This window comes from Proteus sp. G2669 (assembly GCF_009915245.1).
Taxonomy (GTDB): Bacteria; Pseudomonadota; Gammaproteobacteria; order Enterobacterales; family Enterobacteriaceae; genus Proteus.
Genome location: NZ_JAABLX010000055.1, coordinates 82,283 through 100,526 on the forward strand (window position 1 = coordinate 82,283; position 18,244 = coordinate 100,526).

Consider the following 18,244-nt stretch of genomic DNA (forward strand, 5'->3'; position numbering starts at 1 on the left):
AGTGAAGTATGAGGCGTTTTATTAAGGTGGATCTTCCTCCTGAACCAATTATTAATGATAAATGTGTTAGAAAACGCCTCAAACAAAGCCTATGTGATAGTTGCTCTAAAGTTTGTCCTGTGGGCGCTATCACTTTTGGTCATCTAGAAGTAAAAATAGATAATGAACGCTGTTTTCAATGCGGTAATTGTCTATTTACTTGCCCTGTCGATGCAATAGAAAACATTACACCTCATGAAAGAACACATCAGGATAATTATCTTGTTGTTAATCATGATGAACCACTAGCAAGCACAGAAGAATTGTTAGTGTGGCATCGTCAATATCACATTAGAGGAATGAAAATAGCGCAACCTTTAGTGGATAAATGGCTTCCTGTTTTGGCGAATTTAAATCTTCAACTAAAAACATTACAAGAGCCTATCTGGCAATTAATGATCACAGAACCTACTGATATTGATAGTGGTCGTCGTTTTATGCTTTTTCGTCAAAAACTTGATGAAAAACCATTAAATAAAGATCAAGTAAGAACAGGATTAAATGCAAGAAAACAACTATATCCAGAAGATAGTTGGTTTCAAATTCAGTTAGATACCGAAACATGTATTCTTTGTTCCGCATGTGCAAAGGTCTGTGATGAAGGTGCGATTGAACTCGAAAACAATATATTCAAACTGGATGAAAAACGTTGTACTGGTTGTATGAATTGTGAAGTTGTTTGTTTCCCTAAATCCATTCATGTTAAAGAACATGTCGCTAAAAATAACGAACCCATTTTTTATCACTATTATGATGCACACTGTGAAAAATGTCGGTTAGCTTTCTTATCATGGAAATCTGATGCAACATTATGCCCGATTTGCATACAACATCAGAAGCAAGGTTGGTTATAATCTTCCTTTAAATACACTTTGATCTATTTATTGCTTAATCGGCGAACACTTTTCTTGAAATAAGTAAGATAAGTGATAGAAAAAGCTTAATTAGCGTTAAGATCAGAGAGTGGATAAATTAAATGGGAGCATATGATGAATACTGTTTTACCTGCAAACATGTTAGAGATTGCTATTACAGAACCTGGTGATATAGACAAATTACAAGCAAAAATATCACCTATACCTTCACTTCCTCCTCATTATCTTTTAATTAAAGTTGCCGTCTCAGGTGTTAATCGACCTGATATCTTTCAAAGACAAGGAAGCTATCCGCCACCAGCAGATGCTTCGCCTATTCCAGGCCTTGAAGTTTCTGGAGAAGTAGTGGCTTTAGGTGAAAGTTGTACTAAATGGCAATTGGGTGATCGGGTTTGTGCTTTAGTCGCAGGTGGTGGTTACTCTCAATATTGTATTGCACATGAAGACATCGCATTACCATCAATGAATTTAACAGATATTGAAGCAGCTGCATTACCTGAAAACTTCTTTACCGTCTGGGCTAATTTATTCCAGTTAGGCAAACTAAAACAGGGCGAATCTGTTCTTATTCATGGTGGAACTTCTGGGATCGGTTCTACTGCAATTATGCTTGCCCATGCTATAGGGGCAACCATTTATACAACCGTAGGTTCTGAAGAAAAAAAGGAAGTAGCTTACAAAATTGGTGCTGATTATGTCATCAATTACAAACAAACCGATTTTGCTAAAGAAATTCCTATCTTAACTCACGGTAAAGGTGTCGATGTTGTACTTGATATTATCGGTGGAGATTATGTCGAGAAGAACTACCAAGTTGCGAGCAAATTTGGACGCATAATACAAGTGGGCATGATGAAAGGGATGCCTAAAAATGTAAATATGATGCCAATGATGGTTAAACGATTAATTCATACCGGCTCAACGATGCGTTCCCGTTCAGTAGAAGAAAAAGCTCACATTGCACAAGAATTAAAACAACATGTGTGGCCATTGATTGCTGAAGGTAAAATTAAGCCAATAATTAATGCCATTTTCCCATTAACAGAAGCAGGAAAAGCTCATCAGTTAATGGAGTCTGGTGATTTAATTGGTAAAGTTGTGCTAGAAAATACGACTTATAACGTAAATGATAGTAACTAAGAGTATTAAATATTATTTGTTATAAGAAGTAATGGTTATTTTTTGTTTAAAAAAGCGAATATTCCGAAAAAAACATGAGCAATTTATCATGTGTTTTTTTATATATTGAAGTAAAAATGAATAACAATTAAATAAATATATTTTTGGTGGCGCATAAAATTTAATATCTATCCTCTTTAATTGATGTTGGGCGATATAAATATTTATTAATTCTAATTAAGGTGGGTTTAAGTATTAACCTTAGTAAAAATAATATCACATTGACTGAAAAGTAACTTAAATCAAAATTGATAATAAAATAAAGAAACTAACAAATAAAACTAAATCATTAATCATTAAATAGAGAAAACTTTAGGTTGAATTGAAAAAATCTTAACTGATATCAATAAAATAAAGAAGATTCTTACTCATCATGTAGTATATCATTTGAATAGAGATTAATTATTTACGATTAATAAACACAATTCTCATTAAAACAAATAACAAAAATTTATATATAGGTGCGATGATGGCAAATCATAAACAAACCTGTCTGAGTGCTGCAGAGCGTGTATACCATACCCGAACCGTTGATACGCTAGCATGTTATCATCGAGAGATGGCAAAAATATTAATGAATAGTGAGTATTCTTTTCCTAATGCAAGTAAAGCAAAAAAAAATAATAGTGATAATTTAGAGACTAAAATAAAAAATTGTACAATTGAAAAAAAAGTAGTAGATAATTCTTTTGACTCTATTTTAGAGTCGCTAAAACAGCAAAGCAATTTTACTCAATCAGATATTGAGCCTTATTTTTCTCATCATCATTCACAGGTGATGCAATTGGCTAAATTCGGCTATCTTTCTGCATTGGCTTACAATTCAGATAATGTTTTTAATCACCATTCGCCCTTACAAAAACAACAAGAAAAGGAAATTATAGAAGATCTCTGTAAATTAATTGGCTTTTCATCGAAAGATGCATTTGGGCATATCACGACAAGCCATACCCTTGCTTGTTATGAAATATTATGGGCACTTAGAAATTTAAAAACATTACCAATGGCAATTGCCCGCCATCCCAAGTCACGAGATTTGGTTGCAGATAAAAAAGCATTTGAGTTATTCAATATGTCTATCTCAGATATTCTAGCTATGGGTGAACAACTCCATAAACGTAAGATTTTTGATGATGTTAGTTATTTGACATGCCGGGGAACGGGTATGACAAAAACAATGCATTTAGGAAAATTACTTGTCCCTGTTTCGCGTTTTGAATTTTGGAAGAAAGCAATGGATATATTGGGGTTAGGATATGACAACCTTATTGCATTGCCTATCGATGGATCATTTAAAACAGATACTGAAAAAATGCGTAGTATTGTTTTACGCCTTATTGAACAGGGCGAACCTATTTTGGGTATTATTGGTATGTTAGGCTCCCCATCTTATGGCAGCATTGATAAATTAAGACCACTTTTTGAATTAAGAAGAGAATGTGAGGAGAAATACAAAAATTCTTTTTATATTCATATAGATGCTTCACAATTTGGTTATATGAAAAGTTTGTTTCTTGATGATAATTACGAACTTATTCCTTATAAGACGTTGTGCAAAAAACTAAAAAAAGAAGCGCCTCTACTTGAATTAACGCCAGAAATATATGAAAGCGTCACACAGCTTTCTCTTGCAGACTCTGTCTCTTTTGAGCCTTTTCAAGCTGGCTTTTCACCTTATCCCACGGGTGTCGTTTGTATTAAAGATGCACGCATGAGTCATTTTCTAACCAATCCACCAAGATTATGTCCAGAGCAAGCTGATGGTGTTCCCGAAATTGACGGTATTCAATCAGCACCTGCAGTGGCTTCGATGTGGAGTGTACATCAACTTTATCCCTTTACTTTATCGGGATATGGAAAATATGCTCAAATTCAATGGGAAACACGAGTCAAACTTGAACAATTCTTTAATCAAGCTCAATCCTTTGAAAAGGAAGGGGAGCACTACTTTATTCGAGTTTTATCAGCATCCGATTTTAATAAATTGAATTTTGCAGTTGTGAAAAAAGGGAATACGTGTTTAGAAACACAAAATAAGCTGAATAAAGAAATATATGAACACTTAGTTGTAAAAAGTCACTATAGACAAGACCTAAGCTTACTTACACTTTGTGCTCGTAATAGTGATGATGCACCCGCACAGTTTTGTCATGAGTGTTATCTAGATAAAAATGAGTGGGAAACAATCAAGCATTTAAGTCTGTTACAACTTACTATAAAAAGTACGCAAATAGGTGATAAACAACAAATTGAGGCAGGGTACCAATATATTAAGAAGGTCGTTTTATCTGCGCTAGAGAGAGAGTTATAACAATAACTTTTGATCACTAAAAATATCCAGCCTGAAAAACGAAGAAGTGAGTGATATCTCATTATCTTCGCTTTTTGGGTGGTTTAATGTCCGCATCTAATTGTTCCCCTTACAAAATAAGTGACATCGTCACTTATCGTTTTCTCTTTATTACTTACAATCATCAGCTCACTAAAACAGAACGACGATCACTTCCTCAAAATTTATTTTTTATAACTATTTTGATTTTTTCTTCTTTTATTTCCATTGATAGCACATAAAAGCAAGCTAGAGAATGAGAATCATTCATAATAACACTCTTCCTTGTATGGATATAATCATAAATAAATCATATTGTTAAAGATAGAATTGATTTAGTAATACATTTAGATATATCTAAAGCTTGATAATTTAGATATATCGGTTTATATTGCATTACATGAATTCGATATATCTAAAACGATGAGGGAATATTTATGATGATTCGAGCATTACACTCACTTTATCAACAGCGTGCTGAAAATGGTGAACATGGTAGTCATGGTCACGGAAACGGAAAAGGGCATTGTGGAGGTAAAGTTAAACAAGGTCGGAGCCATGGAAATCACGGCGAGCATTGCTGTCATGGTGAACATGGTCACGGACATGAAGGTCATGGTGAGCATGGTCATGGACATGAAGGTCGCGGTGAATGTCGTCATGGTGAACATGGTCATGGACATGAGGGTCACGGTGAATGCTGTCATGGTGAACATGGTTCTGAAAGACAAGGCAAACAACGCGGTCGTGGATGCGGTGGGCGAGGTAAAGGTCAAGGACGTCAATTAAAACGTATGTTTGATCATGGTGATTTACGAGTTTTATTACTCAGCATGATTGCGAAAAAACCGAGCCATGGTTATGAAATTATTCGTGAAATTGATGAAGCCTCTTCAGGATTATATGTGCCTAGCCCCGGTGTTATTTATCCAACACTAACATTACTTGAAGAGCAAGATCTACTGGTTGCCACCATTGCTGAAAAGGGTCGTAAAAATTACAGCATTACACCTGAAGGCTCTGCATTTTTAACTGAACATCAGGAAATAGATGCCAATATTCAAAGAAAACTTGCTTATGCGAGAGACTTGTCTCAAAACGCGGGTGGTGTTTCAGAAGAGATTGAATCTGCGGTTGGAAAATTAAAGGCTGTATTACGCCATAAACTGGTGTTAAAAGAGCTTTCTGTGGAAAAAGCGGAACGTATTGCTTCCATTCTTAATGAAGCAGTTGAGAAAATCGAAGCTATTAATGAGGCATTGATCTCAGAGGAAAGGGAAGATGAATAAAACAGATACTCAACCACAAAATACAAGAAGACATAATGAAATAGAAAAAGAGGATTTAGAAAATAATCCAGCTGTAAAAGAGCAAATTTGCCCTAAAATGCCAGTTTCTTACTTTCGTAGAGCATTACGTAAACCTGGCAGAATATGATAATGATGGACGGAGGTTATCATGATATGACCTCTGTCAGTTTTTCTTCTACCCGTTGTTCCTCCTATCTACTGCTTTACAAAGTGGTTTTTAACTAACAGAAACCAACAATTTCCTTGTAAAACTTGTTTTACTTCCCAATGACTATCTTAGCAATCACTACCTTCATTTATTTTTGTAAGTCATCTTTTTTTGATGGCCGTTTGTGGCGTTTTTCTTAGGTTATTGTACTGATATCAAAAAAATCATAAATGTTTGTGGAAATGTTCCATGTTAGCGATTATTTTATTTAGGTTAGTAAGCCATTATAAAAATAGAAAACGTAAACCAGAGATATGCTTGTAATAACAATAAAATAAATACCAGATCAAAATAATAAACGTTCGTAAGCACTTAAACGAGAATAAGTGCATTACTTCAAACGTATACCTTACTCGATAATGCATGCATTTAATGCGCATAAATTAGAGAAAAGTAACATAGATAGTGGTTTATTTATTGTTAAGAATAGAAAAAGCGATGCGAATAAGCGGTTGATATTCATAAAAATATTTCCGCATAAAAATAACAATACGCTCATCAAATAGAACAATCGATCGACGAAGTTGATTGTTATGTATTTGCCGTACTTATTGAATCAACATTTGCTAACTTAGGAATATTCGAATGAAAGTGAAAGCATTATCTGTAGTGATAAGTTTGATACTCGCTACACCGTTATGTGCTAATGCGCAAACTGATATAAGTGCTATTGAAGCAAGATTAAATGCGTTAGAACAACGTGCGAATGCAGCTGAAGCAAGAGCTGCTGCTGCAGAACAAAAAGCAGCTCGTCTTGAACAACTCGTTAATTCAAATAATGGATATAAAGGAAAGCCTACAAATAACGTTGCTTCAATGAATATGGAGCAACGCATTGCTGTATTAGAAAAGCAATCAGATGAAGCTCAAGCTAAAGCCAATATCGCTCAAACCCAGCTAAATGAACTTCAACAAAAACAATCAGTTCAGCTTGCTAATACAGGGAATAAAGAAGCTACAGGTTTTTTCTCTACTAATACAAATTGGGGTGATCTCAAATTGTATGGCGATGTTGAATATAATATTGATGCGGCAAGTAAAAAAGGCCAGTTAACATCAATGAGAATGATGCCTGGTAAGCAAAAAGACTTTGAAGATAACGAAAAATGGTCACTTAATGGGCGTATTTTAATTGGTATCGATGGTGAGAGAGAATTAAAAAATGGCAATTATGCTGGTTTTCGTGTTCAGCCTATGGCTGACATGACCGGTAAAATGAATCTAGATGATGCTGCCTTTTACTTTGGTCAACGTAATAAATGGGAATATAAAATTGGCCGTTATGAAGCGTATGATATGTTCCCTTTAAATCAAGATACTTTCGTCGAATATTCAGGTAATACCGCAAATGATTTATATGGTGATGGTTTTGGCTATATTTATATGATGAAAGAAGGGCGTGGTCGTAGTAGTGATGGCGGTAGCATGATGGTTAACACACATTACAACGACTGGTATTTTGAGTTAAATGCATTAGTTGAAGATGGAACTTCAGTTTTCAAAGATGGTGAGTATCACGGGCGTAAACTTGATAATCGTAAAAATGTTATTTATATGAGACCTGTTGTTGCATGGCAGAAAGGTAACTTAACAATTGCAGGTGCGATAGACGCAAACGTAATAAGTAAAGCTTATGGTTACGAGGATGAAAATGGAAAATTCCAAGATCAATCACGTCGTACTGGTTATGGTCTAACGTTAAGATGGGATACTTTAGCTGATGATCCTATTAATGGCATTGTTGCAAATTTAAGTGCTGCTTATCTTGATGCTAAAGATGAAAATGATTTTTCAATTGGTAGTAATGTGTTGTGGCGTAAATTCCAATTAGGTTATATCTATGCACATAATGATATTAAAGCTTACTATCAAACAAGCGGAAATAATGAGCAAAATGAAACCTATCTAACGCTTAATCCTGGTAAGTACAATATCAATACAGTATTTGCTTCTTATGAATTACCTAATATCTTGGATATGGATAATTTTAAAACCTATTTAGGTGCTTATTATTCACGGATAGATGGCAAAGACGAGATAAATGTACATAGTAGTGATAAGGATCGCTATGGTGCTCGTATTCGCTTTAAGTATCTCTTTTAATTTTATTTTTGATACTTTAAGTTAGACATCAGTCCCACATCGAAAGACTTCAATTTTTAATGTACTGTTATTAGTTGAAGTCTTTGCTTTTTATGTATGTATAGCGATAAGTATGTAAAATGGTAAATATGTAAAACCTCAAATACCGGATAAAAGAAAGGTTTTGACCAGTTTTTCAACCTGCCACTCTTTAATATCAGAAACTTGCCCATCACCAATCTCAACTAAGCGTAACTCTCCAGCAGCATTCCTGACTACATCTATGGAATAAAATGGCGTGTTTATCTGTTTCGCTACTTTTCTTACAAGTTCAGGAATTTCATTATCCGCAGAAAATATTTTCTGATTTAAAACAAAATATCTACGCTCACTATTATTAATAAATTCTTCAACTCGGCGAAGGCTGACGCCACCTTCAATATTTCCCCTAAATTGTGTAATCAGTTTTAATATTTCCCTAATCTCATCTGCATTTTTAGCGATAGAGCCTCTCGTTGTCGTTAGCGATTTTACATAATCTTTCACAAAGTAAGCTGGCCATTGAAGCTGCTTAGTTAACTTTTCAAAATCTGTTTCTGCATTAACAATAACAGTTTCTGGTGTGAACTCTTTACAATATTCATACCAACCAGTTATATGATGGTTACGAATATAATCTTCAGGTGTTTCAAGCATTTTTCCGCCATGAAAATCCACAGCATGGTATAACTGTTGATACTCATTTTTATTTAACATCCATCCTCGCCAAATAACGGGATGTTCTGATTCAAGTGGATGTGAAAACTTATATTTACCCAACGCGACATCTTCTGATGAGAGTAACAAGCAATGGATGTTGAGTGCTTTGGCACAACGATATTCTTGCTCAAAGGCCTCATCGGGTTTGCCAATTTTAGAATAATCATCAGGGTAAATTATTTGCATAAGTAATTCCTTTTAGTTCAATAAATTCAAAGAAAGATATTTTAATGCTCTATTTAATGGTTTGAAGCTTTTTTCTCTTAATTACATGTTCTCTTTTTAAGTTGTGAGATCTCTCGATTTTTTGATCTTTTCTCAGCTAGATAACTGATTTTACTCGTGCCATAGTTTTATTTCCTGCCATAATCTGTTTAACAAATACAGACATAAAATAACGTATTTAAATACGATTAATATTAAGCAGGAAACAATTCAATGTCTTTCTATACACAAAACAGTTATTCAAATAATAAGACCTATAAGCAAAATAGAATAAAAACACTATTAATAGGTTTGGCCTTAATTCCTTCCTTCGTATTTGCAGATGACCTATCACAATTACCACAAAAAGAGCGAGTAGCTTATTTTACTCAAGCTCAGCAAGCAGGGATCACTGGTGTTGCTATTAAAACCAAGCCTGTATTGGCAAGGCCGGCTAAAGAAGGTGAAATCATCACAACCATTATTAAAGGTGAAGGTGTTGAAACTGTCTCTGAACCTGCAAAAGGGGGAGATTGGGTCGTACAAAATATCTGTCCAGAGACAGGTAATGAAGAAATATTGGTAAGAAAAGCTAAATTTGCTCAACGTTACAATACGGCAGAGAAAAATGAAATTAATTTAGTGTCTTATCCTAATGATTATCAACCTTTTATCCCGAAAGGGATCGAAATGAATTATTTTATTATACCGGGATCTACACCAGCATTTGCAATGGAAGCTCCATGGGGAGAATTGCAACGCTTTCAACCGGGTGATGCGGTTGTTCAATCCACAACGGATGGCCAAGATATTTATCGTATTCAAAAGGCAGCATTTGAGTGTACTTATACTATCCTTAAACCTGCTAAATTAGCACAATAATATTAAACTAATCTGTTGTAGGTTGAATTATTATTTTTATAATTCATAATGTTATAAGTATATCGCCATTTAAGGCAAGGATGTTAAATAGAGAGAGTTGTTGATAGTAAGTAAGGCATGCTGCATTGTTGTTTAATTGCATTAATAGCTACATTTCGTTAACCTATCTCTATCAATTTCTTCAACTCATTAGGTAAAACCTATTGAACTGATAGCAGGAATGTATTAGCTATTCTCAAGTGGAATAGGTACATTAGTTCCCATACCAAACAGGAGGAAATACAATGTCTTTAATTAATACCCCAATCAAACCATTCAAAAACATGGCATTTAAAGACGGTCAATTCGTAGAAGTGACTGAAAAGGACGTCGAAGGCAAATGGAGCGTTTTCTTCTTTTACCCTGCAGACTTCACTTTTGTGTGCCCAACCGAATTAGGTGACTTAGCGGATCATTATGCTGAGTTCCAAAAAATGGGCGTAGAAATCTATTCAGTTTCTACCGATACACATTTTACCCATAAAGCATGGCACAGCAGCTCAGAAACTATCGGTAAAATCAAATATGGTATGATTGGCGACCCAACTGGCGCATTAACTCGTAACTTCGAAAATATGCGTGAAAACGAAGGTCTTGCAGACCGTGGTACTTTCGTTGTTGACCCACAAGGTATCATCCAAGCAATTGAAATCACAGCTGAAGGTATTGGCCGTGATGCATCAGACCTGCTGCGTAAAGTTAAAGCTGCTCAGTATGTAGCTAGCCACCCAGGCGAAGTTTGCCCAGCAAAATGGAAAGAAGGTGATGCAACTTTAGCTCCATCACTGGATTTAGTTGGCAAAATCTAAATAAGAATTAAGCCACTAAAAAAGTTATTTATCGGGTGTTTCGGCACCCGATTTTATTGAGGGTGCAAAAATGTTAGATAATAATTTAAAAGCTCAATTGAAAGCTTATTTAGAACGATTAACTCAGCCAGTTGAGTTAGTAGCAACATTAGATGACAGTAAACATTCAGCTGATATTCAAGCGCTATTAAAAGAAATCGAACCATTATCCGATAAAGTCACTTATCGTGAAGATAATAACGCTGATGTGCGTAAACCATCTTTTCTTATTACTAACCCAGGAAAAGAAACGGGTGTTCGTTTTGCAGGTTCGCCATTAGGCCATGAATTTACTTCATTAGTTTTAGCATTACTGCAAACTGGTGGTCACCCATCAAAAGAAGCACAAGAATTACTTGAACAAATTCGTCAGTTAGACGGTGAGTTTCATTTCGAAACCTATTATTCGCTCTCTTGTCATAACTGCCCAGATGTTGTTCAGGCATTAAACTTAATGGCGATTTTAAATCCGAAGGTCACACATACAGCGATCGACGGAGGCATGTTCCAAAATGAAATTCAGGAACGTAATATTATGGGCGTTCCTGCTGTATTCTTAAATGGTAACGAGTTTGGTCAAGGTCGCATGACTTTAGCTGAAATCGTTAACAAAGTAGACAGCAATGCAGAAAAACGTACTGCGGAATTATTAAACCAAAAAGATGCATTTGATGTATTGATTGTTGGTAGTGGCCCTGCAGGTGCATCAGCGGCTGTTTATTCAGCACGTAAAGGTTTAAACACAGGTCTTATTGGTGAACGCTTTGGTGGTCAAGTTCTTGATACTGTTGATATTGAAAACTATATCTCTGTACCAAAAACAGAAGGTGCAAAACTTGCGGGTGCTTTAAAAGCTCATGTTGATGATTACCAAGTGGATGTGATTGATAGCCAAACAGTCAGTCGTTTAATTCCGGGGGCATCAGAAGGGGAATTACACCAAATTGAAACAGCATCAGGTGCAATTTTAAAAACCCGTAGCTTAATTATTGCAACAGGTGCTCGCTGGAGAAATATGAATGTTCCCGGTGAAAATGAGTACCGTACTCGCGGTGTAACTTATTGTCCACACTGTGATGGCCCACTGTTTAAAGGCAAAAGAGTCGCTGTAATTGGTGGTGGTAACTCAGGTGTTGAAGCGGCAATTGACTTAGCTGGCTTAGTCGAACATGTCACAGTATTAGAATTTGCGCCAGAAATGAGGGCCGATGCTGTATTACAGAAAAAACTGCGTAGCTTAAACAATGTAGAGATTATCTTAAATGCTCAAACTACAGAAGTGTATGGTGATGGTACTAAATTAACCGGTCTAAAATATAAAGATCGCACCAATGATTCTATGCACGATATTGCGCTAGCAGGTATTTTCGTTCAAATCGGCTTATTACCTAATACACAGTGGTTAGAAGGTACAGTTGAGCGCAATAAAATGGGCGAAATTGTTGTTGATGCTCGTGGCGAAACCAATATTAAAGGTGTTTTTGCCGCTGGTGACTGTACTACAGTACCTTATAAGCAAATTATTATTGCTGCTGGTGAAGGTGCTAAAGCCTCACTTAGCGCATTTGATTACCTTATCCGCACGACTGCAAAATAAGCAAATCAAAGATAATCAATAAGTTATAGAGAAAGGCATCTTTTTTAAGATGCCTTTTTTTGTACATAAAATCATCAAAAAGGGCTGAAAAGTGCCCTTAAGTGTTCAAGTGTGGACAATATGTGGACACTCTAAACCAGTAATTCTGTACTACCTTTCAATGGGTTATATTGAATGGCATCTTGTAAGAAGTCTGGTGCAAAGTGTGCATAGGTCAACGTTTGTTGCAAATTAGTGTGTCCTAAGATGCGTTGTAACGTAATAATACTTCCGCCGTTCATCATAAAATGGGTGGCGAATGAATAGCTTCTTGCTTCTTTTCAAAGCGTCGTCTGATCCGTTTTCCATTACGGCCAGTTGGTCTAATGTCCACTTCATATTGACCATTTTCGAGTTTCTTAATTGTCATAAGAAAACCCTCCAATGGTACAAATGCTTTGTGAATTAATAAACTCACAAAAATCTAGATATATCGTTATCCAATTTTCTTGTCTGAGTGGGACGATTGCGTGTTTATAACGAATATTTAATTGCTGATGCCAATCAGGATTTAATTAATTTATATCATCATGTTTTAAATAACACTTCGGTGATGAGTAGAGATGGTTATCATGATTGGGAAAAACTAAACAAAGCTGATACTTATTACACAATAAGAAAATCATTTAATTAAATTGGCATTAAATACATGTCAACACTCTCAGTGTTTCTCATTTTTTATATTTAAATCGCCATTGTTATAACGGTCTGTGTAGATATAACAATTCAGGTGAATTTAATGTGCCATTTGGAAAATATAAAAATATTTATTTTCCAGAAAAAGAAATTTATCAATTCGCTGAAAAAACCGTTAATGCCATTATCGCCTGTTTAGAATGGCAAGATACTTTGTCACTCGTTGATTTTGGGGATGGAGTTTATTGTGATCCCCCTTATATGGGAGATGAAGGTAGTTTTACTAAATATCATCACACTGATTTTACTCACGCTCATCAAATTGAATTAGCTCAAGCGTTAAAGGCATTAAATCAATCACAAGGTAATCCGATTACCGTCTCTAATTCCATTCACGCCAAAGAACTGTATGCCGACCTTGGTTTTCTTATTCACGAGATTGATGCGCCTCGTTCTATTTCTGCAAATGGAAACCGCCAATCAGCAAAAGAAATTATCGCCGTATTACAGGAGGTGTGCTGATGGAACAGGGCTATGTTGATATTCAAGATCCAAAAAAATGGGGTGCATATCAAAAATGGAGAAGGACTTTTTATTCAAGTCGTTCAAAGTCAGATAATGGGCACATTGCTGATAATGATTATTTTAAACATCATAAAATTTTTGATGAGGAAACGTATTGGGATGTTGTTCCATCTATTAATATGGGGTGTTATAACTTTTTAAATATGGAAAATATAAGAAATGATAGGGGTGATGATTATTTTAATGAAATGATATTGTGTCAATTCAATGGGAATTGATTTGTGGAATTAATGAAAAATGGCTTAAAATATTCTTGAGAATAATTTAAGCCATTATGAAATTAATCTATGGACATATCATCAAAGTAATCAATTATCTTTTCTAAATATCTTATTTTTCTACCAGAATAACTGTCTATATCTCTAAAGTAATTATTATCTTTAAGCTTTTTAAACTCTTCACCAGTAAGCAATTCATAGCGAAGTACCATATACAAATAGTGAAGTGATGTATCAAATAAATTCTGATCTAATGGTATATTCAATATGGTAAGTACTTCTTCTGGAGTTATATTTTTTCTTTTTAATTTTTCTAATAACGGTTCATTGTTAATTTTTATAAAACAAATCAAGCCAACAATAACTTGATGTGCACTATTAAGCATCATTATTTTATTGGAGTTTTTTATAATTGAAATTAAAGAATAACATTTTTCTATTTCTCTAAGAGATACATTGTTGAAGTTAAATAGGTACAGTAACATATTGAATACATCGCTTTCTCTCATAAAAATATTATTTTTATCTATGTGTTGAAGATAAGTTCCTAAAGTTAAATGTTTAGGCATACGATATCCTTCACTATTTATGTATTTATCTGTTGTGAATATATCTTTAGGCAAAGTAAACCAATAATCTATAAATTTATTTAAATATAGTGATGAGTTAATATTTCCATATCTTATTTTTATTGATTCTTCAAATTGTTGCTTATTCATAACTAGCAGAAAATAAAAACCTTCAACATTAAATATGTGTTTTATTAATTCTAAAAGATTTAATGAAAAATCAGGTCTTGCTCTATCTAACTCATCAATAATAAACAAGGTTTTATTATTTGTTTTTTGGTGTATAGACCTTAATATGGCTCTAAAACTTTCGATTTTATCCTCTTCTTCTTGTGAGTTTTTTATTTTATCTTCAATGTAACTTTCCCAAGGGGCATTTGTGGCATCAACAATTGATTCCTTAATTTTATCTATATCATCACTGTCGATTAATTTAGAGGTTAATATATTGATTATACTTTTAGGAACTTGTTTTGAAATGCTTAAAGCAACACTTTTACCTGTTTGGAATACTTTCTCTTTTATAGATTTTTCATCATGTTCTATACTATTGTATACACATGATATCATTGGTAATAATGGGTCTTTTTGGTAATCATTTTTAAAAGAATCAAAGTAAATAACATTAATATTATTTTCTGATAGTTCTAATTCTGCTTTTAGCATTTTTACAAAAGAGGTTTTACCATTTCCCCATTTATCATTTAATGCAAGAACTAAGTTACTATCTTCAGAATGGTTTACGACATTAATAATTTTGTCATATAAAGCTTTCCTATTAAAAATATCATTTTCGCTTGTAAACCCTTGAAAAAAATCAGGTTCTTCTGGTGACAATCTCATAACAACTCCTTAAATACGTTTAATATGAAATCTATTTAGATAGTTACTATTGCATGGTAAGCAATTCTGAATAATTTTGCATGATATTGAATCTATTGTGCCGTCATTTTTTATATACACTAATGCCATTGCAGGCGCTATGATGAGAATTTGCATCTGCATAAAAATCGACACATTTAGTGCGCGGGCGTGGCGGGGTCACGATTGCGTTTTGAGGGGCCAAACGTTAAGCTAACAGTTAATGAAAAATTAAAGGATATATTATGTTTTCTTCTAATATTGATGATAATGAAATAAAGAAAAGAATGGATAACTTTAGGAATAATATAGAAAAAGGAGTAAATAAAGGAGATATTACTCTTGAGCTTATGTCTATATTTGGGGACAATTATATTTGTCCGGTTGAAATGAAAATCTATGATATAGGAACTCCTTTTTATCGAGTTCGCCCCATTCCTTCAGAAGATATTTGTAATCCTTTTAAAACAATATCTAGAATTGAAGATGCTTGGGAACCACCTGAATATATTATAAAAACAAGAGGTCGACTAAATAATATAAATGAAAGTATTTTATATTGTTGTCCTGATGATTTTGAACTAGCTATTGATGAAGCTAGAGCGAGAGATAATTCATATATAGCAATCATGGTATATAAGTCATATCGAAAAATAAAATATACTGTATTGGGAGACTATGAAAACTCTAGTTTACCTAAAGATAATAAAACAAAACTATTATATTCATTTTTAAATGAGGAGTTTTCAATAGTTGTTGAAAATGGTGAGGAAAATCGCTATTCGATTACTCACGCGATTGCAAATTCATATTTTAGTTACCCTGAGCAAGATGCTTGGTGTTATCGTTCTATACAGTCATCTAAAAAATTTAATGTTGCATTTTTACCCAAAAAATCAAAAGATTGTCTTAATCTTATGGGGGTTATTATTTGTAATCCTAAAAAATTACCTAATGGAAATTATAATGTAAAATATGTAATTGATTTTGATAAAGTATCAAATAATATACGTTACCATAAGATTGATTCTGAATGGCAAAAAAAAATATTTCCTGAAATTATAAATGGTGAAGTTTCTTCCACAGTAATAAAAAAATAAAAATACCACTTTATTTTTTGTTAATATCTTGGAAAAAATTATACTTTTCCAAGATATTTTCTATTAATATTTACTCATCATCCAATGTGTACTTATCAAACTTAATCACTTCTTCACCTAACCAATCATTAATCTGTAATATCTTGCTTTGCAGTGGTGCCAACTCATTACGAAAGAAAACCTTTGCCGCTTTCTCAACGTCACCAAAGCTACCGGTATTTTGTGGAATGATCCCCATCATTTGAGGTGGTACGCGGTGTGCCGCTAACATATCGTCACGGCTGACATTCTTGATATTAAGAAATTCATCTTTTGCGCAATCTCACTTAGTGGAATAACTTGTACGCCGTCTTTCTTGCCGTTCGGTGCATGGATAAACAAGTTGCGGAAATTGCCGGGACCTTTTGAGTTTTGCATTGCTTTACGGATTTTATCAATATCACTTTGGTTTTGTGATGCGTCACTGACGTATAAAATAAATCCGGCATGGCTTCCATTACGATAATACTTAAGACGGAACAGCATTCAGTAGCACTGACATGGTGGACGCCAGATATTCCGGTAACCCGTACAACTCTTGATTTAAATCGGGTTCGTATAACTGAAATACACTGCCGGGTTTAAACTCATAAGGTTGTGAGTCATAGCCGTAACGTACAAACCAATAACTGTCATCGGCAACACCACGACGGGTATATTTTGCCAGTGTTGGTGTGAGTTTTAATAAATTACCCACCATATTATTACGCCGTTCAAGATAGGCATTGCCGAATGTTAAGAAGTCGAGCGCAAACCGGCTAAAGTCTAACTTAGAGAGAAGACGGTTAGGCTGAAATGTGCTGACTAAAATATTACGTTTGACATAAATTGCACTACTATGATGAGTCGCAGCGCGAAATAATTTTGATAACCCATCAAAGCTAATTGGGGGCTCATACCAATTATCAATTTGCGCACATTCCAGATAATCAAAGATTTCTCGTTTATCTAACACCGGAGCGAGATCACCAAAGGTAAAGGCTTCCATGCTGTTATTGGCGGTGCCACGTTGAAAAGGGCGTGCATCGTTGCCCACGCAAGGTCAGCGTGTCCGCTTGAGGCTTCATAAGTGAGGCGGTTACCGCTTTCTGTGGTAGTGTGGGAGATGGACACCGTTTTTCATTGGTCGATAGAGGCGCTTATACCGGCGTGACTGCAAATTATTTAAATACCCGTAAACCGCAAGAGAAAACACAATCACAAATTAGGCGCAGAAAACCCACTACTGATAAACCGAAAAAAGAAGAAGAGAAACAAGGGGAGTACCTTGTCGGTGAAGAAGGTAACGTGATGGTGTTGTCTCATACTTACGCGAGTAAAACCAATGCCGAACGCGCCGCGAAAGCCGCGTGGGAAAAAATACAGCGAGGTGTTGCTTCATTTAGTATTACGCTGGCGAAAGGGCGTGCAGATCTCTTTCCTGAGTTACCGGTACAAGTGAGCGGTTTTAAACCTGAGATTGATAATGCTTATTGGACGTTGGTCACGGTGAGCCATTCGCTGAACAATAGCGGGTTTACCACCTCGTTAGAATTAGAAGTCAAAAGCAGTGATATAGATATGGATAAGGAATAGTGCCTGTGTATAATTACAGGTAATTTCCACATCATAAAGAGGTAACCCGTTTATGATGATTTGTCCTGTTTGTGGTCATGCCGCACATACTCGTAGTAGTCAGCAAATATCTTCCGATACCAAAGAACGTTATAACCAGTGTCAGAATATCAATTGTGGCGCGACGTTCGTCAGCCATGAAACCGTAACGCGGTTTATTTCAAAGCCTCAATTGATTGAACGAGTAGAGCCACATCTTGATAAGTGTTGTCAGCAGGCGTTGGGGATTTGA

16 protein-coding genes and 4 pseudogenes are annotated in these 18,244 nt (G+C 34.9%); 15 read left to right on the forward strand and 5 right to left on the reverse strand.

What is annotated here, in order from left to right; all coding sequences use genetic code 11:
* Positions 1 to 8: 8 nt before the first annotated feature.
* The 6 genes from GWI68_RS17865 to GWI68_RS17890 all read left to right on the forward strand — a co-directional run bounded on the left by GWI68_RS17865 (position 9) and on the right by GWI68_RS17890 (position 8,043).
* Positions 9 to 893: a 4Fe-4S binding protein gene (locus GWI68_RS17865; RefSeq protein ID WP_166541142.1), complete on the forward strand. Its 885-nt coding sequence runs from the start codon at positions 9 to 11 to the stop codon at positions 891 to 893.
* 132 nt (positions 894 to 1,025) lie between these two features.
* Positions 1,026 to 2,054 carry an NAD(P)H-quinone oxidoreductase gene (locus GWI68_RS17870; protein ID WP_166541143.1) on the forward strand — a complete coding sequence of 343 codons (1,029 nt, stop codon included), beginning with the start codon at positions 1,026 to 1,028 and terminating at the stop codon, positions 2,052 to 2,054.
* Positions 2,055 to 2,562: 508 nt separating this feature from the next.
* Positions 2,563 to 4,404 (forward strand): tyrosine decarboxylase, encoded by a 1,842-nt coding sequence (locus GWI68_RS17875; RefSeq protein WP_166541144.1) that lies wholly within the window; start codon positions 2,563 to 2,565, stop codon positions 4,402 to 4,404.
* A gap of 455 nt (positions 4,405 to 4,859) precedes the next feature.
* Positions 4,860 to 5,711: a PadR family transcriptional regulator gene (locus GWI68_RS17880; protein ID WP_166541145.1), complete on the forward strand. Its 852-nt coding sequence runs from the start codon at positions 4,860 to 4,862 to the stop codon at positions 5,709 to 5,711.
* A complete protein-coding gene (locus GWI68_RS17885; protein ID WP_164526352.1) occupies positions 5,704 to 5,859 on the forward strand; it encodes a hypothetical protein in 156 nt (51 codons plus the stop codon). Before GWI68_RS17880 ends, GWI68_RS17885 begins: the two co-directional genes overlap by 8 nt.
* A 666-nt stretch (positions 5,860 to 6,525) precedes the next feature.
* Entirely contained in the window at positions 6,526 to 8,043 is a 1,518-nt protein-coding gene (locus GWI68_RS17890) for a carbohydrate porin (protein WP_166541146.1), read from the forward strand.
* 138 nt (positions 8,044 to 8,181) lie between these two features.
* Here GWI68_RS17890 and GWI68_RS17895 read toward each other — a convergent pair whose 3' ends face one another.
* Positions 8,182 to 8,967, reverse strand: a complete 786-nt coding sequence (locus tag GWI68_RS17895; protein WP_166541147.1) for an ATP-grasp domain-containing protein — start codon at positions 8,965 to 8,967, stop codon at positions 8,182 to 8,184.
* A 252-nt stretch (positions 8,968 to 9,219) separates the two neighbouring features.
* On the opposite strand from GWI68_RS17895, the gene GWI68_RS17900 reads away from it, so the two are divergent.
* The 3 genes from GWI68_RS17900 to ahpF all read left to right on the forward strand — a co-directional run bounded on the left by GWI68_RS17900 (position 9,220) and on the right by ahpF (position 12,351).
* A complete protein-coding gene (locus GWI68_RS17900) occupies positions 9,220 to 9,867 on the forward strand; it encodes a hypothetical protein (protein WP_166541148.1) in 648 nt (215 codons plus the stop codon).
* A 284-nt stretch (positions 9,868 to 10,151) separates the two neighbouring features.
* On the forward strand, positions 10,152 to 10,715 hold the full coding sequence (gene ahpC / locus GWI68_RS17905) for an alkyl hydroperoxide reductase subunit C (RefSeq protein WP_006536680.1): 564 nt from the start codon (positions 10,152 to 10,154) through the stop codon (positions 10,713 to 10,715).
* A 70-nt stretch (positions 10,716 to 10,785) separates the two neighbouring features.
* Positions 10,786 to 12,351, forward strand: a complete 1,566-nt coding sequence (ahpF, locus tag GWI68_RS17910) for an alkyl hydroperoxide reductase subunit F (protein ID WP_166541149.1) — start codon at positions 10,786 to 10,788, stop codon at positions 12,349 to 12,351.
* Between the two features lie 131 nt (positions 12,352 to 12,482).
* Here the strand turns inward: ahpF and GWI68_RS17915 are convergent.
* Positions 12,483 to 12,656: pseudogene (locus GWI68_RS17915) on the reverse strand (integrase); the annotation flags it as partial.
* Between the two features lie 191 nt (positions 12,657 to 12,847).
* Here GWI68_RS17915 and GWI68_RS20600 point away from each other — a divergent pair.
* From GWI68_RS20600 to GWI68_RS17930, 3 genes are all read left to right on the forward strand, one after another.
* Positions 12,848 to 13,024, forward strand: coding sequence for a DNA adenine methylase (locus GWI68_RS20600; RefSeq protein ID WP_282186869.1), 177 nt, complete (start codon positions 12,848 to 12,850; stop codon positions 13,022 to 13,024).
* A gap of 74 nt (positions 13,025 to 13,098) precedes the next feature.
* The gene (locus GWI68_RS17925) at positions 13,099 to 13,548 is read left to right on the forward strand and encodes a Dam family site-specific DNA-(adenine-N6)-methyltransferase (protein ID WP_208105255.1); all 450 of its coding nucleotides are present in this window, start codon (positions 13,099 to 13,101) and stop codon (positions 13,546 to 13,548) included.
* Positions 13,548 to 13,829: a hypothetical protein gene (locus GWI68_RS17930; protein WP_166541151.1), complete on the forward strand. Its 282-nt coding sequence runs from the start codon at positions 13,548 to 13,550 to the stop codon at positions 13,827 to 13,829. Before GWI68_RS17925 ends, GWI68_RS17930 begins: the two co-directional genes overlap by 1 nt.
* A 62-nt stretch (positions 13,830 to 13,891) precedes the next feature.
* On the opposite strand, the gene GWI68_RS17935 is transcribed toward GWI68_RS17930, so the two are convergent.
* Positions 13,892 to 15,241: a P-loop NTPase fold protein gene (locus GWI68_RS17935; RefSeq protein ID WP_166541152.1), complete on the reverse strand. Its 1,350-nt coding sequence runs from the start codon at positions 15,239 to 15,241 to the stop codon at positions 13,892 to 13,894.
* A 263-nt stretch (positions 15,242 to 15,504) separates the two neighbouring features.
* Here GWI68_RS17935 and GWI68_RS17940 point away from each other — a divergent pair, with 263 nt between their 5' ends.
* Positions 15,505 to 16,359 carry a hypothetical protein gene (locus GWI68_RS17940; RefSeq protein ID WP_166541153.1) on the forward strand — a complete coding sequence of 285 codons (855 nt, stop codon included), beginning with the start codon at positions 15,505 to 15,507 and terminating at the stop codon, positions 16,357 to 16,359.
* Between the two features lie 70 nt (positions 16,360 to 16,429).
* Here GWI68_RS17940 and GWI68_RS17945 read toward each other — a convergent pair.
* Positions 16,430 to 17,386, reverse strand: a pseudogene (locus tag GWI68_RS17945) (phage portal protein).
* Positions 17,347 to 17,511: pseudogene (locus GWI68_RS20530) on the reverse strand (hypothetical protein); the annotation flags it as partial. The pseudogenes GWI68_RS17945 and GWI68_RS20530, both read right to left, overlap by 40 nt.
* On the opposite strand from GWI68_RS20530, the pseudogene GWI68_RS17950 reads away from it, so the two are divergent.
* Both GWI68_RS17950 and GWI68_RS17955 read left to right on the forward strand, forming a co-directional pair.
* A pseudogene (locus tag GWI68_RS17950) lies at positions 17,494 to 17,973 on the forward strand (contractile injection system protein, VgrG/Pvc8 family); the annotation flags it as partial. The pseudogenes GWI68_RS20530 and GWI68_RS17950 sit on opposite strands and share 18 nt — an antisense overlap.
* 52 nt (positions 17,974 to 18,025) lie before the next feature.
* Positions 18,026 to 18,244, forward strand: coding sequence for an ogr/Delta-like zinc finger family protein (locus GWI68_RS17955; RefSeq protein WP_166541154.1), 219 nt, complete (start codon positions 18,026 to 18,028; stop codon positions 18,242 to 18,244).